This is a genomic window from Achromobacter sp. SIMBA_011, from assembly GCF_046535435.1.
Taxonomy (GTDB): domain Bacteria; phylum Pseudomonadota; class Gammaproteobacteria; order Burkholderiales; family Burkholderiaceae_B; genus Achromobacter; species Achromobacter dolens.
Map to the genome: position 1 here is coordinate 1 of NZ_JAWRWN010000491.1, position 270 is coordinate 270.

At 66.7% G+C, this 270-nt stretch carries 1 protein-coding gene; it reads right to left on the reverse strand.

The window, feature by feature from the left end; translation table 11 throughout:
* A partial coding sequence (locus tag SB816_RS31845; RefSeq protein ID WP_410548224.1) for a MutS-related protein occupies positions 1-270 on the reverse strand: 270 nt, incomplete at both ends.

Genomic DNA, 270 nt, shown 5'->3' on the forward strand with positions numbered 1-270 from the left:
GGCAGTTGCGTCAGCTCGAAGTAGTGCGTCGCGAACAGCGTGTAGCAGCCGTTCTGCGCCAGCAGATGACGCGCGATCGCCCATGCGAGTGCGAGGCCGTCGAACGTCGACGTGCCGCGCCCGATTTCATCCATCAGCACGAGACTTTGCGGCGTCGCGTCGTTGAGGATCGCCGCGGCTTCGGTCATCTCGACCATGAACGTCGAGCGGCCGCCCGCGAGGTCGTCGGCCGCGCCGATCCGCGTGAAGATGCGGTCGATCGGCCCGAAG